16 protein-coding genes and 1 pseudogene are annotated in these 13,183 nt (G+C 45.0%); 7 read left to right on the top strand and 10 right to left on the bottom strand.

Annotation, left to right across the window (positions count from 1 at the left end; all coding sequences use genetic code 11):
- Positions 1-173 precede the first annotated feature (173 nt).
- Positions 174-401, top strand: a complete 228-nt coding sequence (locus tag AC5JM2_RS16790) for a hypothetical protein (RefSeq protein ID WP_495836000.1) — start codon at positions 174-176, stop codon at positions 399-401.
- Between the two features lie 230 nt (positions 402-631).
- Here the strand turns inward: AC5JM2_RS16790 and AC5JM2_RS16785 are convergent, their stop codons facing one another.
- Positions 632-922 carry a hypothetical protein gene (locus tag AC5JM2_RS16785; protein WP_495835999.1) on the bottom strand — a complete coding sequence of 97 codons (291 nt, stop codon included), beginning with the start codon at positions 920-922 and terminating at the stop codon, positions 632-634.
- A gap of 1 nt (position 923) precedes the next feature.
- Between AC5JM2_RS16785 and ltrA the strand changes: the two genes are divergently transcribed.
- Positions 924-2,729 carry a group II intron reverse transcriptase/maturase gene (gene ltrA, locus AC5JM2_RS16780; protein WP_495835998.1) on the top strand — a complete coding sequence of 602 codons (1,806 nt, stop codon included), beginning with the start codon at positions 924-926 and terminating at the stop codon, positions 2,727-2,729.
- A 129-nt stretch (positions 2,730-2,858) separates the two neighbouring features.
- Here ltrA and AC5JM2_RS16775 read toward each other — a convergent pair whose 3' ends face one another.
- The 4 genes and pseudogenes from AC5JM2_RS16775 to AC5JM2_RS16760 form a co-directional block, all read right to left on the bottom strand.
- Positions 2,859-3,602, bottom strand: coding sequence for a 3-oxoacyl-ACP reductase family protein (locus AC5JM2_RS16775; RefSeq protein ID WP_495835997.1), 744 nt, complete (start codon positions 3,600-3,602; stop codon positions 2,859-2,861).
- A 103-nt stretch (positions 3,603-3,705) separates the two neighbouring features.
- Positions 3,706-3,831 (bottom strand): annotated as a pseudogene (locus tag AC5JM2_RS16770) (cytochrome ubiquinol oxidase subunit I); the annotation flags it as partial.
- A 35-nt stretch (positions 3,832-3,866) separates the two neighbouring features.
- Positions 3,867-4,019, bottom strand: coding sequence for a hypothetical protein (locus AC5JM2_RS16765; protein ID WP_495835996.1), 153 nt, complete (start codon positions 4,017-4,019; stop codon positions 3,867-3,869).
- Between the two features lie 117 nt (positions 4,020-4,136).
- The gene (locus tag AC5JM2_RS16760; protein ID WP_495835995.1) at positions 4,137-4,337 is read right to left on the bottom strand and encodes a hypothetical protein; all 201 of its coding nucleotides are present in this window, start codon (positions 4,335-4,337) and stop codon (positions 4,137-4,139) included.
- Between the two features lie 282 nt (positions 4,338-4,619).
- On the opposite strand from AC5JM2_RS16760, the gene AC5JM2_RS16755 reads away from it, so the two are divergent.
- On the top strand, positions 4,620-4,799 hold the full coding sequence (locus AC5JM2_RS16755) for a hypothetical protein (RefSeq protein ID WP_495835994.1): 180 nt from the start codon (positions 4,620-4,622) through the stop codon (positions 4,797-4,799).
- 99 nt (positions 4,800-4,898) lie between these two features.
- On the opposite strand, the gene AC5JM2_RS16750 is transcribed toward AC5JM2_RS16755, so the two are convergent.
- The gene (locus AC5JM2_RS16750) at positions 4,899-5,027 is read right to left on the bottom strand and encodes a hypothetical protein (RefSeq protein ID WP_495835993.1); all 129 of its coding nucleotides are present in this window, start codon (positions 5,025-5,027) and stop codon (positions 4,899-4,901) included.
- Positions 5,028-5,739: 712 nt separating this feature from the next.
- Positions 5,740-5,958 (bottom strand): hypothetical protein, encoded by a 219-nt coding sequence (locus AC5JM2_RS16745; protein ID WP_495835992.1) that lies wholly within the window; start codon positions 5,956-5,958, stop codon positions 5,740-5,742.
- A 109-nt stretch (positions 5,959-6,067) separates the two neighbouring features.
- On the opposite strand from AC5JM2_RS16745, the gene AC5JM2_RS16740 reads away from it, so the two are divergent.
- From AC5JM2_RS16740 to AC5JM2_RS16730, 3 genes are all read left to right on the top strand, one after another.
- Positions 6,068-7,354 carry a sensor histidine kinase gene (locus tag AC5JM2_RS16740; protein WP_495835991.1) on the top strand — a complete coding sequence of 429 codons (1,287 nt, stop codon included), beginning with the start codon at positions 6,068-6,070 and terminating at the stop codon, positions 7,352-7,354.
- On the top strand, positions 7,351-8,019 hold the full coding sequence (locus AC5JM2_RS16735; RefSeq protein WP_495835990.1) for a response regulator transcription factor: 669 nt from the start codon (positions 7,351-7,353) through the stop codon (positions 8,017-8,019). Before AC5JM2_RS16740 ends, AC5JM2_RS16735 begins: the two co-directional genes overlap by 4 nt.
- Before the next feature lie 370 nt (positions 8,020-8,389).
- Positions 8,390-8,548: a hypothetical protein gene (locus tag AC5JM2_RS16730; protein ID WP_210619810.1), complete on the top strand. Its 159-nt coding sequence runs from the start codon at positions 8,390-8,392 to the stop codon at positions 8,546-8,548.
- Between the two features lie 77 nt (positions 8,549-8,625).
- Here AC5JM2_RS16730 and AC5JM2_RS16725 read toward each other — a convergent pair whose 3' ends face one another.
- Complete coding sequence (locus tag AC5JM2_RS16725) at positions 8,626-9,291, bottom strand: DNA-3-methyladenine glycosylase family protein (protein WP_495835989.1); 666 nt, start codon at positions 9,289-9,291, stop codon at positions 8,626-8,628.
- 310 nt (positions 9,292-9,601) lie between these two features.
- Here AC5JM2_RS16725 and AC5JM2_RS16720 point away from each other — a divergent pair, with 310 nt between their 5' ends.
- Positions 9,602-11,953, top strand: a complete 2,352-nt coding sequence (locus AC5JM2_RS16720; RefSeq protein ID WP_495835988.1) for a glycoside hydrolase family 31 protein — start codon at positions 9,602-9,604, stop codon at positions 11,951-11,953.
- Between the two features lie 7 nt (positions 11,954-11,960).
- On the opposite strand, the gene AC5JM2_RS16715 is transcribed toward AC5JM2_RS16720, so the two are convergent.
- The gene (locus tag AC5JM2_RS16715; RefSeq protein WP_495835987.1) at positions 11,961-12,266 is read right to left on the bottom strand and encodes a hypothetical protein; all 306 of its coding nucleotides are present in this window, start codon (positions 12,264-12,266) and stop codon (positions 11,961-11,963) included.
- Between the two features lie 256 nt (positions 12,267-12,522).
- Entirely contained in the window at positions 12,523-12,825 is a 303-nt protein-coding gene (locus tag AC5JM2_RS16710; RefSeq protein WP_495835986.1) for a P-II family nitrogen regulator, read from the bottom strand.
- Positions 12,826-13,183: the final 358 nt, after the last annotated feature.

Here is a 13,183-nt window from a genome sequence, read left to right as displayed (position 1 = left end):
TAAAAACCTGGCTTCTTTGTTTTTATTGATTAATTTATTCTTTGGAAGTCCCTTAGCTCATATTAGAAGAGAAAAAGTTTAACCCCGAGCGAAGCTCGGGGTTAAATAGGAGGAAAAGTCAAGTCTGCTATATCTGTGGTAGATTAATGTAGTCAAGAATAAATGGGAATTGATTGGTTGAAAGTGCGATCTACAGCAAAGCAGCAGCGCTAGCCCCGATAGGCGTAGCCGTGCTGCAGCCGGTTTTAGACTATTTGCAAGCTCCTGTGGTTTTGAAACCTCTTTTATTTGCAGTTAACGTGGTTTCGCTCATTGCTATGGAAAGCTGTTTTGAGGATTTATGTTTGCAGTTCGCTAGTGTGATTCGTTCTGTCAAAATGAGTAGTAATACTCAGGGATGACAGGCAAGGAATATAGAAGGGAGAAATCTCAACTGAACCTTGACAACTCAGTTTTTCGTGATGGTGTAATTCCATCCCTCCAGGTGCAGGAGTGACAGTAAGTCCCCTATTTCAACAAGGTGGTTCTTTGTTGGGGTAAAGCGGGGAATCATGGCGGTAACTGCTAGCCTAAAGTGGAATCCCGCCTAACATAGCTGGTCATGGATAGGAATACAAATCTCTCGACTGAATCATCGTAATGCAAAACAAGCCAAAAGGCTGTTAGGCTTGTCCCAAAACGGGAAAGGATTAGTGGTTGGCTGATTAGTGGCAGACCAATATGCATTCACAATAAACCCGGTGAAGAGAGAGAATCCTAAAACCAGCGTCAAACGGAAAATTGGGAACGAAGTAAATCCCTCATATGCTCTCAAGAATTGGTCGAATTCTTGAGCAGGTAGCCAACCGGAAGCCATGTGGGAGAAGGATTGTCTCAGAAGCCAATGCCCTTGGTAATACAAGGGATATGCAGACGGAGACACGGTGACTTGGATTGTAGAGGTACAAGTAGCAATGTATACGTCTAAAACGAGTTTCAAGACTACGGTGGAATGGAATACCATCCCCTGGCGAAAGCTAGAAAGGAGAATATTCAAGTTGCAAAAACGCATCTACAAAGCCTCGCAGCGTGGTGATGTCAAAGCAGTCCGAAAGCTCCAGAAAACTCTGGTACACTCCTGGTCAGCTAAGTGCTTAGCGGTGCGTAAGGTAACACAAGAGAACCGAGGTAAGAAGACGGCAGGAGTGGATGGACTGAAAAGCTTGTCCCCAAAAACACGTCTCATCTTGGTAGAATCCCTGAAGTTGGGGAGTAAAGCTGCACCCACTCGAAGGGTGTGGATACCCAAACCTGACTCAGAGGGAGAAAAAAGACCGCTCTCGATACCTACAATTTACGACCGTGCCTTGCAGACGTTAGTCAAACTAACGCTAGAACCAGAATGGGAAGCCCGATTTGAGGAGAACTCGTTTGGGTTTCGACCAGGAAGAAGCGCCCATGATGCAATTGAGGCAATATTCCTCTCAATTAGGTTTAAACCTAAATATGTGTTGGATGCTGACATTGCAAAATGCTTTGACCGAATTAACCATAATGCTTTGCTGTCAAAATTAAATACATTTCCCACCATTCGCCGACAAATTCGCGAATGGTTAAAAGCGGGAGTAATTGATTTTGCTGCCTATTCCAATAGGCAGAAAACCTACAGCAGAACATCCGAGGGTGCGCCACAGGGCGGATGTATTTCGCCATTATTGGCGAATATTGCCCTCCACGGTATGGAGAATCAAATTAAACAATTTGCTCTCACGTTACCCGGAAAAAAAACGGCTAACCGACAGGCAATAAGCTTAATTAGATTTGCGGATGACTTTGTCATTCTACACGAAAATCTTGCCGTTGTCCAAAGATGTCAGCAGATTATTGCAGAGTGGTTAAGCGGAATTGGGCTAGAATTTAAACCAAGTAAAACGCGAATATCTCATACTCTTAATAAGCATGAAGATAGCGTAGGTTTTGATTTTTTGGGTTTCACCATTCGACAACTTCCTGTAGGGAAATGTCACAGTGGTAAAAACCGAGGTGGAACACTACTTGGTTTCAAAACCATAATTACCCCAAGCAAAGCAAAACTGAATGCACACACGCAGAAGGTAGGTCAATTGATTGAGAGGCATAAATCAGTACCACAATCTGATTTAATTACTCACCTAAATCCCATCATTCGTGGATGGACAAACTACTATGCAAGTGTCGTCAGCAAACGCATATTCAACAAAGCTGATTCAATACTATTCAGCCAATTGAAGGCATGGGTAGAACATCGCCACCCCAATAAATCCTCTCAATGGTGTTGTCAAAAATATTGGCAAACTATTGGGTTCGATAATTGGGTATTCACATCAATTAATCGAGGAGTCCGCCTCCTAAAACATCGTGAAACTCCTATTGTGAGACACACAAAGGTGCAAGGAAGCAGAAGCCCTTTTGATGGTGATTGGGTCTACTGGAGTTCTCGAATGGGTAAACATCTCGAAGCACCAACGAGAGTGGCAACACTCTTGAAAAGGCAGAAAGGAAAATGTGCCCACCACTGTGGACTGTTTTTCCTAGATAGTGATTTGATGGAAATCGACCACAAAATCCCCCGTTCAAAAGGCGGTTCGGATTGTTACGACAACCTTCAATTACTTCACGGACATTGCCACGATGCCAAAACGGCTGCTGATAATGTTGCCGTTAGAGTTCCAGAGATAGACGAGGATTATCTCTACCTTAATCCCTTTTAACTCGGAATTTCTAGGTGTGTTTGACAAGCACCAAGTTACTGAGGAGCCGTGTGAATCCAAAGATTCATGCACGGTTTTGTAGCCGAGTCAGGAGGGCGACTTCCTGGCTTAGGCATCCATCTACGGCTGTTAGGCGCTGAACCCTCCGTCAATCATCAGGTTTGCGCCGGTGATGTAACCAGCCTCAGGACCAACCAGATAAGCGACCATCCCCGCAACCTCCTCGACAGTCCCGTAGCGGGGCACCGCCAACTGCTTTTTGAGCATCTCAGCAAACTCACCCTCCGGGGGATTCATATCCGTAGCGATAGGTCCTGGCTGCACGTTGTTGATCGTAATCCCGCGCGGACCGAGATCACGCGCCAGGCCTTGCACCAGCCCTTGCAGAGCAGATTTGCTCATGGCATAAATACCGGCGCCAGCAAATGGCACGCGTTCGGCGTTGGTGCTGCCGATGTTGATGATGCGTCCGCCCTCTTTCATGTGCTTGAGTGCGGCTTGCGTCGCAACAAACACGGCACGCACGTTAATGGCGAGGATTCGATCAAAGTCTGCGAGCGTGAAATCATCGATAGGGGCCATCACCGCCACGCCTGCATTATTGACGAGAATATCAATACCGCCCAATTTGTCCACTGTGTGCTCAACAGCGGCGACTACCGCACTGGCTTCGGTGCTGTCGGCTTGGATGGCCAAAGCCTGAACGCCTAGCGCCTGTGCCGCCTGCACAATCTCGTTGGCCTGATCGGGAGAACTGGTATAGGTGAGGGCAATATCAGCACCTTCACTGGCTAAACGCTTGACGATGGCGGCCCCGATGCCGCGACTGCCTCCGGTAATCAGTGCGCGTTTATTCTTGAGTGTGTGGTTCATATTTAATACCGTGTGATGAGAAATTGGATAATTCGCTGTGCGTCTAATACTTGAAAAGTGTTCTCAATTGGTAACAAGCAGGTATTTATGGACAATCCTACTAGACTACCGCAAAGCTGGTGATAAAGGCTAGAACCTCTCCAGCGGGTAGGTGAGAAGCTGAAGCTGGGTCAGCCGTGCGAATTTGCCCATAGACAATCCACGGTTGTCGCCCGACACAGCGCACAATACAATAACCCAACGCTTGCACGGGTTACGCTATCACTAACCCACAGCAGTATCATCTGCTAGGAAGGTGAGCGGAATCTGCACTGCTATGACGCGAAAGCCTTCGTCTTGCAGTAGCAAGATCACCTTGCTCCAACTTGAGCCGTCCGCAAAGGCTCTATGCACCAGCACGATATTGTTAGTAGCCATTTTAGTTTCCTTGTTTTGGTGTGAATGCTTCTGTTGGTTTTGCAAGTGCGATCAGCGCAGCAGTAGTAAAACCTAAGCTTACTAAAATCCCTACATTCAATTTCGAGATGCGATCGCCTAATTCAGACCAGTCAACTTTCCAAAGATAAGTCTTAAGTTAAAGTTCAACTTACAGCGTTTTTCATCTATTTGAACCACAATCGGAGGAGCCAGTACTGAAGCGCGTAGCGTGGCACAAAGTGCCATAGGAGGGTTTCCCGACAGAGGTATCTGGCGTTGGAAACCCTCCTGCAGCGCTGGCTCGTCTTGGCGGTTCATTAAATTAGGTATTCTTCTAGCGGGAAGGGAGTAGTCTTTTTAACTTTATAACCAGCCAGTAGCCAACTTCTTCAACATGGTTTGCTGGCTGGTTTAGCTTTTGTTGGGTTATTGATATCGATACCATCTAACCGTTGAAGAAAGGTTAAAATACTACCAGGTGATAACCGTCACCACAGCTATTTTATTCCCTTATTAGATAAAACTAACGAGGGCTTGTTTTTGGGCTGACGCGTACAAGTGGTACAATACTGCTTTTGGTCGTAAGTGGAGGAGCGTTAAATGGCACACTATAAAATCGATGAAGAGCTACTTGAAATGCTATCGGAAGTTATCCTTGGGCTGAAGCGACTAGATAATGCAACGCCTAACCGCTCTAGAGAGGTAGCGATAACTAACCTGGAAACAGGAGGGTTATGGTTAGAAAAGTTATTGAAAGAACAGGAGCAACCGGAAGAATAACTGGCTGGTAGGTCACTTTATGCAACCCCTAACCGAGAACCCCAGCCTAAGGTCAGGACTGGGGTTTTCTATATTTATATCTATATAGTTGCTGGAACATCAGTGCTGATAGGAAGTGTTCTTTACAACATCATCTTCTAAAACCCCTGCAATAATAGCGAGCAACTCATCGTCAGTCAGTTCTTCTTCAAACAGTTTTTGTAGTGTTTCAGCGTCTGGAGTTTGCATAATGTCTTAATAAATTTATGTAAAAAATAACTGCTTACTAAAAAGTAGTGTATGACAGCCTACTCAAAAGTAACTTCATCCCTTGGAAAGAAGTTCTCGTAACTCGTAAGTATGTCTTCTGGCTCGCATATCTTTTATAGCAGGGAGCAGGGAACGCTTAACAGGTGAGACCAGCCCCCGTCTTGGTGAACCAGCACTGCGGAGGGAAATTCTCCCGCAGCGCTGGTCTCACCGTAAGGCGTGGCCGTTCCCACTAGGGCTGTCTCCGTGACGGAGCGCGTTAGCTCCGGCTCCCTTAGGGGCTAGCGTCTGGTGCAGGAGATTGGGGGACTGGCGGAGCGCGTTAGCTCCGGCTCCCTTAGGGGCTAGCGGAACCGCTCTATGGCTAACGCCACGCCAGAAGGCTATCGCAGCGTGCCCGCAGGGCATAGGTTCTCCCCGATAGCCTTCTGGCGTGGCCGTTCCCACTAGGGGAACAGCCTGTTAGGACGATACTGAACCTTGTTCAAAAATCAAATAGGAGTCCTATATTGAGTTAGCTCAAACTTGAAATGACGGTTGCCAGTCCACGGAAAATTCTTCAGGTTCTGCATCTAAGCTAAAAATAAAAAAAACCCCCAATCCTCTATTTTCAAAGAACTGGGGGGAACTGGAGCATGGATATTTAGCAATTGATCACTCGTAATTCTTACCAAGAACTCCATCACGAGTATCAATTGCGCTCAAACGAGCGAATCTTTTCCAATTTTTCTGGTGTTAGAACAGTCTGCATCGGTTGCCAAGTTTTATAGCCACTCCACTTATTTCTCAACTCTCGTTGTCCTTTGATCATCACATCGCTATCGTAAATGATTCCCCGCATAGAGCACATGAAGCAAAAGTCCCAAACATCCTGGGAATAAAGTAACCATAAATTTGTGACTTTTGTCATAGTCTTTACCAAATTAAAATAGGATAGCAAGCGCTAGTCCCAAACTCTCACATAAAATACGGTAAAAAGTAGCCCAAACGTTGCACCATTTTTGTTTGCTGTCAGTGAAATGTCACCTTCTTTCCCTTCCCTGCGGTTGTTACTCTATCTGGAATGGCTGTTATTGGGCATGAGTCTGTTAGCAGAATTCCTCATTCCCCCTATCTACCCATTCCACACTTCTCCTTGGTTCACTGTCTTGAGGATTGTTGTGTTTGGAGTCATGGGTTTAAGGTTGCCAAAGCACAACTTCAGTTACAAAGTTATCTATACGGTAGTAGAATTGGGGATTCTTTTGCTACCAGTGCTACCAGCTTTGACAAACAGTCATCTTCGCTGTGCTCCCCTGCTTGGGTTAATTGCGGTGATTCGCAGTTGCCAAATGTTCAATTTACAAGGTCGCTTAATTGTTGCCGCTCTAGTATACATATCATACGTCTACACAGAGTTTTTACGAATTAGTCGAACCCCTGTTTTCTTCAAAATGCCATTGGGACATGGAAGGGGTTATATGGGGCCACCAATGCCGCCGCCTAATACAGTCTATTTTATACTGAATAATGCGATTACTTTTGCTTTGACGTTGACTTTTGTATTGCTACTAGTTAATGCTGTGCTGGCAGAACGCAGAAGTCGGCAAGAACTAGCAATTGCTCATGAGCAGCTACGCCAGTATGCTTTGCGAATTGAAAACCAGGCAACTTTACAAGAGCGCAATCGCATTGCCCGTGAAATTCATGACTCCCTAGGACATGCTCTGACTGCTCAGACAATTCAGCTAGAGAATGCTTTGCTATTATTGCCTTCTAATGTTGATAAAGCCATAGAGTTTCTCCAACAAGTAAAACAGCTCGCTTACCAAGCATTGCAGGAAGTCTCTCGTTCTGTCGCAACACTGCGAGCTGATCCATTGCGCGGAAAATCTCTAGAAAATGCAATTGGCAACCTTATCCGAGACTTTAGCAGCGCAACAACCCTCACACCAGAGTGTAAAATTAGCCTGAGATATTCTCTGACTTCTGAGGTGAGTACTGTTATCTATCGCATTTTACAAGAAGCACTGACCAACATATCCAAACATAGCGGAGCTACTCAGGTAACTGTGCAGTTGCAGACGCAAGTTGGAAGGATAAGCCTGCTTGTGGAAGACAACGGCAAAGGCTTTTATCCAGAACAAAACACCACAGGTTTTGGACTTCAAGGAATGCGAGAACGAGCAACTGCATTAGGAGGTAATTTTAATATTATTAGCAAACAAGGAGCGGGATGCCGAATTCAAGTAAGCATACCCATACTAAACTCTAGTATGATGGATTCTGAACCTGCAACAAAAAATCTAAAATCGAAAATCTTATGATTCGACTGTTGCTGGTAGACGACCAAGTTATTATTCGTCAAGGACTTAAGAATTTACTGGAATCAAAACCAGATTTACAAGTGGTTGGTGACGCTGAAAATGGTCAACTTGCCATTCAAGCATTGCAGAGACTTTATGGAACACCATCGCAACCAGATGTCGTCCTGATGGATGTTAGAATGCCCGTTATGGATGGCGTTGCTGCAACTCGGTTGATTTATCAGGGATTTCCAGAAATAAACATTCTGGTACTGACGACATTTGATGATGATGAATATGTTTCACAAGCCATGCGCTATGGAGCAAAAGGTTATCTGTTGAAGCATACACCGCTTGAGGATTTGGCGATCGCCATTCGAGCTGTACATCAAGGCTACACCCATATGGGACCAGGACTGTTTGAAAAAGCCCTAAATGCGCCTGAGATATCTGAACCAGTACACTCAGCCATTCCATCAGAACTAGCAGAACTGTCCCCCAGGGAGAAAGAAGTTTTACGGTTAATTGCAATGGGATTGAGTAACCGCGAGATTGCCCATACACTTTACATCTCAGAACGGACAGTCAGAAATCACGTGACAAGTATTTTGAGTCAGTTGCATTTGCGCGATCGCACTCAAGCAGCCCTCCTCGCCAGTACTTTTCTCCCACAGTTGGAAATATAAATCGGCGAAATCTACGTCAGCGCTTCGTACATACTTTCCAAAACGAATATGTTGTTATTTGACATCCAAAAGCGATTTCTATGAAACCAATTTTTCTTATTAAAAAAAACACTTTAAGTAATCTCTGACAAATCATTTTGGACGCAGTTATAATTTGTGTAAAAAACTGGAGAAAACAACTAGCTTAGGTTAGTTGTTATTATTCCTAAAATAAGTCAAATGATAGATATAGTCTTTTCTAACTTTTGACAGATGAGCCTGATTGAGTATGATTTCGCCTTTACAAAATCCACTCCCACAGTATGAGTACACAACGAGCCGAGTTGTTGTCTACTTTTACAGCAACAGATTGTGCTTATGGATTCCAATCATGTTTCTACGCCTGGTAGAAGCTATCTCGCTTCACCGTAAAGGACTCCTGTATGGAGCAGAATATTTGGTTTTTCCTCCTGTTTTGAACTCTAGGGTTTTCCCACCAGATATTATTAATGAATTAAAAGCTCTCAATGAATTCACAACACCAATTTAAGAGAGTGCACTTGATGAAGATATTCCAATTTTTATTCTTAATAAGCCTAGTCTTCACGTTGAAGTTTATTGGCAGAATTACGTCTCGGATGGAGAACTTTTTTCAAAACCTTTACGATTAGGATTGTTTAGATAATAGTGCCATAAAATTCTTGCAGCGATGGCACGCCAAGGACGCCAATTGTCTGCAATGGTTTCGAGTTGTTCAGGTGTTGGACGTACTGACAATTTCTTGAGTTTTTGTAAGGCGATCGCCAATGCTAAATCACCTTTGGGAAAAACATCAGGGCGTTGCAGCGCCATCAGCAAGTAAATATCTACTGTCCAATCTCCAATACCTTTGATCCGCTTTAACTCAGTCCGGATAATTGTTTCGTCCATTGTCTCTAGCTTAGCAAGGTCAAGCTCACCGTTTACAATAGCATTCGCCAATGCACGAGTGTACACAGTCTTTTGCCGACTCAAGCCAATTGCTTTTAATTGCACATCATCAAGTGTGAGAAAATTTTCTGGCGTCAGCGTTACTACCATTGCACACAAGCGTTCATAGACAGCCCTTGCAGAAGCTAAAGAAACTTGTTGTTCTAAAATGATACGCACAAGTGTTGGGAAACCAGCTTTTCTTTCCCATATTGGTGGAGAACCCAGAGTTTCGAGAACGTGAGCAAAATCGCTGTCACGATTGGCAAGTTCCATCAAAGCATGGGCAAGGGTTTCTTGTGTGAGTGATTCTGAGATCAACATAAATACAGCATCCACTATTACTCAAGCATCTCGGCATGATTCGGTGATTGTCTGTTTACATCATTGTAAACTACTTACACTGACCTTGCGGTACAGTGTAGGCTTTCAGTAGCCCTGAAGAGTCTGTGCTGAGATTACAGCACAGACCGTTCGAGCCTCCAGGCTGGTTTACAGACAGCCCCAATAATGCAATCATTTTCGCTCCATTCAAGTCTGCATTGATATACGCTATGCCTAAAGATACACGTTTTTTAGCAGTAGTTTATGTAAATCTCAATTGGGGAAAGTACTTATGTTTTAATCAGGGATTATGCCGCAATACTTTGGACAACTGCACACAACCGAACCGTCTTGGTCAATTCTTGAGGGAGTGCAAACAATACAACAGAGCGATCGCCATATTCTCTTCAAGTGTGGCGATCCCTGTTTAAGGGTTAGCGTACTAGCCCCGAACTTAATTCGCGTACGAATGACACCAACGAGCGAATTCCTACCTCGGCGATCGTGGGCAGTCGCACAGGCGGATGAAGAATGGCCGACTGTGCCGTTTGAGGTACGAGAAAAAGCAGAGGCTATAGAAATTGAAACTGAGCAGGTGCGCCTCGTTGTGTCTCGCAATCCTTGTCGTATCCAGTGCTTTGACAAATCCGGACAGCCCTTTGCTCACGATGCCGACTCAGGGATGGGGTGGCGGACTGGTGCCATTGCTGGGTGGAAACGGATTGAAGCTGATGAACATTTTTATGGTTTCGGTGAACCCACTGGCTTGCTCGATCAGCGTTCAAAAGTCAAAACCAACTGGACATCTGATGCGATTGATTATGGTATCCTGACAGACAGTATGTATCAGGCGATTCCCTTTTTCATCGCGTTGCGTCCTGGATTGGGGTACGGGCTTTTCTTCAATACGACTTTTTGGAGTCGCTTTGATTTGGGGGCAGAACAACCTGGAGTTTGGCGGATGGAAACTCAAGGGGGTGAACTGGATTACTACATTATTTATGGACCAGAACCGGCAAAAATTATTGAGACTTACACTCAGTTAACCGGACGGATGCCCTTGCCGCCCAAATGGTCACTAGGTTACCACCAGTGTCGCTGGAGTTACGAGTCACAAGATATAGTAAGCAAACTGGCGAATGAATTTCGTCAGCGCCGCATTCCCTGTGATGTTATCCATCTCGATATTGACTATATGAACGGCTACCGGGTTTTTACCTGGAGTCAGAAGCGATTTGCTAACCCCAAAGAATTAATAGACAATCTCAAGCAAGATGGTTTCAAGGTAACGACAATTGTTGATCCAGGTGTCAAGTACGAGCCAGAAGCAGATTACAAAGTCTTTGATGAGGGATTAAACAACGACTATTTTATTCGGAAAACGAATGGTCAGCTATTTCACGGCTATGTCTGGCCCGATAAAGCCGTCTTTGCTGATTTCCTGCGCCCTGAAGTTAGAGATTGGTGGGGAAGTTTGCTAAACAGTCTCACCGACGTGGGTGTTGCTGGAATCTGGAATGACATGAATGAACCGACGCTTGATGACCGTCCATTCGGTGATCCTGGTAAGAAGATTGCGTTTCCCTTTGATGCTGCCCAAGGACCAACTGACGAGAGAACTACCCACACCGAAACCCATAACCTGTATGGACAAATGATGGCACAGGCATCTTATCAAGGACTTGAAAAATCTCGTCCGACAGAACGCTCGTTTTTTCTGACACGATCTGGATACGCTGGGATTCAGCGCTGGTCTGCAGTATGGACGGGAGATAATCAATCCCTGTGGGAACACCTGGAAATGTCCTTACCGATGATGTGTAACTTGGGTCTATCGGGCGTTGCGTTTGTGGGTAGTGATATTGGGGGGTTTGCGGGTAACGCGACGGCTGAACTATTTGCTCGTTGGATGCAGGTAGGAATGCTTTACCCCTTGATGCGGGGACACTCAGCATTAACGACAGCACAGCATGAACCTTGGGTGTTTGGCGATCGCGTTGAAAAAATTTGCCGCGAGTACATCGAACTGCGTTACCAACTGCTGCCCTACATTTACACTCTGTTCTGGAAAGCCGCAACCACTGGCTCACCAATTCTGCGCCCCCTACTGTATGATTTTCCCAATGACCCGAAAACTTTCACCCTCTGTGACCAAGTTATGCTCGGGTCCTCATTATTAGCAGCACCAATTTATCGTCCAGGTGTTGAACACCGTGCCGTGTACTTGCCTGAAGGTTGCTGGTACGACTGGTGGAGTGGCGAGACTTTTCAAGGACCAATTCACATTCTGGCACACGCACCGCTTGAGCGAATGCCATTATATGTTTGTGCTGGTTCGATTATTCCGATGGCACCAGTCATGCAATACGTAGATGAACGTCCCTTAGACCAGATGAGGCTTCGGATCTGGATGGGCATAGGTGAGTTTACACTTTATGAGGATGATGGTCATACCTTTGAGTACAAAACGGGAGCCTTTTGCACAACAACTTACCACGTTTGTTCACAAGGGCAACGAACGATTGTTGAGATTGGAGGACGAGAAGGTAACTTTTCACCCGCAACGCGTGAAATCATTGTGGAACTAGTTGGTGTTGGCGAACAGAGTTTTGTCGATGATGGGGCTGCACGTCAGTTGGAGTTTTCTACCGCTCTTTTATGACTGGAGTTTAGAGTACTGCTATCAGGCTGCACGTGGAGGGACGCCCAACAGTCAGCATCTGTTTGATGTATAATTGCATCAAACAGATGCTGTGGTCTGCTATCTTGTAACGCTGAGTCCCAAGGGGACACGCTGCGCGAACGCGAACATAAATGCTGAGCCACTTGCGTCGGAAAACTGGAGACAGAGATAAATCCGCCAAGCTGTAGGCGTTACAGGTCAGCAGTATGGCATCAGTCAATTCAAATGTGGCATCATGGGCTTTGCCTAAATGCCTGTAAGCTGCACGGGCGTAATTCTTGGAGTTTGGCAAGTTTCATATTGGCAGCTGAGTAATGGTAGTTCTTTTCTCAGCTTCTGCCAAAAGGGGACTGTATTCAATCAGACCCCCTTTTTTTTGACATTGCCCATTTAGTCTAGTTCGCGGTGCGAAATTCAGAAGGCTGATTCTATCAAATATAAAAACTAAGGTTTTGGTTCCTGGAAACATTTTAAATTCGTACCCTTATTTTTTGAAAATTTAGTTTCGCACCGTCAACTAGTCTAAACTTCAGTCAGAGTGTCAATTGCTACAACGTTTCTACGTAAGAGCGAAAGGCGATCACTGCCTGCGTACCCTGATAGTCTTTGATAGATTGAAGAATATCATTAGATACTTCTAGTGACAAAATTGTTTTAATTTCGATGTTGGTGTTGTAGCCCACCATGTCTCCCATCCGTCTCCCGTGGCTACCCTCACCCTGCACTTGAGTAATGGTGTAGTCGTTTACATTGTAGCTTTTCAATAGCTTGAGAATAGCGTCTTTCAGCACTGTTTCACCAATGATGGTCAGGAGAACGGCAGGTTTGACTAAATCGGCTTCGTTGGACATGGGTAACTCCATAGAACAGGTTTTATGTTGCGTTTAGTTAATTGATGACTTCTTTAATCTTCACATGATTGGGTTTTTTTTTGCGCAAACATTGATTTCCTGACAGATCCGTGTCCACAAGGTGTCAACAGGTTGCTTAGTCCGGTTGAACTATTATAGGAGTGAGTAACGACTTTTAGTCTAGTTCCCGGTGCGAAACTCAGAAGGCTGATTCTATCAAGCATAAAAACCAAGGTTTTGGTTCCTGGAAACATCTTAAATTCGTACCCTTATTTTTTGGAAATTTAGTTTTGCACCGCGAACTAGTCTAGTTCCCGGTGCGAAACTCAGAAGGCTGATTCTATCAAGCATAAAAACC

The sequence above is a fragment of the Brasilonema angustatum genome, assembly GCF_059505445.1.
The sequence above is the reverse complement of the archived record's forward strand: the minus strand, read 5'-3'. Positions and strand labels throughout refer to the sequence as shown.

What these genes read in the sequence shown, in the direction of transcription:
- AC5JM2_RS16725 (WP_495835989.1), bottom strand. Translation starts at nt 9,291, where the DNA reads ATGTTGATCTCAGAATCACTCACACAAGAAACCCTTGCCCATGCTTTG.
- AC5JM2_RS16745 (WP_495835992.1), bottom strand. Translation starts at nt 5,958, where the DNA reads ATGACAAAAGTCACAAATTTATGGTTACTTTATTCCCAGGATGTTTGG.
- AC5JM2_RS16740 (WP_495835991.1), top strand. Translation starts at nt 6,068, where the DNA reads ATGTCACCTTCTTTCCCTTCCCTGCGGTTGTTACTCTATCTGGAATGG.
- AC5JM2_RS16735 (WP_495835990.1), top strand. Translation starts at nt 7,351, where the DNA reads ATGATTCGACTGTTGCTGGTAGACGACCAAGTTATTATTCGTCAAGGA.
- AC5JM2_RS16755 (WP_495835994.1), top strand. Translation starts at nt 4,620, where the DNA reads ATGGCACACTATAAAATCGATGAAGAGCTACTTGAAATGCTATCGGAA.
- AC5JM2_RS16765 (WP_495835996.1), bottom strand. Translation starts at nt 4,019, where the DNA reads ATGGCTACTAACAATATCGTGCTGGTGCATAGAGCCTTTGCGGACGGC.
- AC5JM2_RS16750 (WP_495835993.1), bottom strand. Translation starts at nt 5,027, where the DNA reads ATGCAAACTCCAGACGCTGAAACACTACAAAAACTGTTTGAAGAAGAA.
- AC5JM2_RS16775 (WP_495835997.1), bottom strand. Translation starts at nt 3,602, where the DNA reads ATGAACCACACACTCAAGAATAAACGCGCACTGATTACCGGAGGCAGT.
- AC5JM2_RS16720 (WP_495835988.1), top strand. Translation starts at nt 9,602, where the DNA reads ATGCCGCAATACTTTGGACAACTGCACACAACCGAACCGTCTTGGTCA.
- AC5JM2_RS16710 (WP_495835986.1), bottom strand. Translation starts at nt 12,825, where the DNA reads ATGTCCAACGAAGCCGATTTAGTCAAACCTGCCGTTCTCCTGACCATC.
- AC5JM2_RS16730 (WP_210619810.1), top strand. Translation starts at nt 8,390, where the DNA reads ATGTTTCTACGCCTGGTAGAAGCTATCTCGCTTCACCGTAAAGGACTC.
- AC5JM2_RS16760 (WP_495835995.1), bottom strand. Translation starts at nt 4,337, where the DNA reads ATGAACCGCCAAGACGAGCCAGCGCTGCAGGAGGGTTTCCAACGCCAG.